The 260-nt window shown below is 76.5% G+C and carries 1 pseudogene; it reads left to right on the top strand.

Going from position 1 to position 260, the window contains the following annotated elements:
• A pseudogene (locus KVT14_RS22820) lies at window positions 1-115 on the top strand (iron ABC transporter permease); the annotation flags it as partial.
• Window positions 116-260: the final 145 nt, after the last annotated feature.

Below are 260 nucleotides of genomic sequence, written 5' to 3'. Positions count from 1 at the left end.
GGGCCAGTACGCGTACGGCGCGCGCTACCCGGTCGGCGTCGACACCGGCGCGCTCGGGGCGCCGTTCCTCATCTACCTGATCACGCGGACGAACCGCACGGGAGGCTCGCTGTGACCACGTCCCACACGCTCGAGGCCACGGCGCTCACGCTCGGCTACCGCGACCGCACGGTGGTGGACGGGCTCGACCTCGCGGTGCCCCCGGGCCGGATCACGGCGGGCGGGGGCGCCGACGCCCGCGGCAGGCCGAGGCTCCTGCG

Source organism: Cellulomonas sp. GbtcB1, from assembly GCF_019091725.1.
Lineage (GTDB): Bacteria > Actinomycetota > Actinomycetes > Actinomycetales > Cellulomonadaceae > Cellulomonas.
This window is presented reverse-complemented; position numbering and strand designations above follow the sequence as displayed.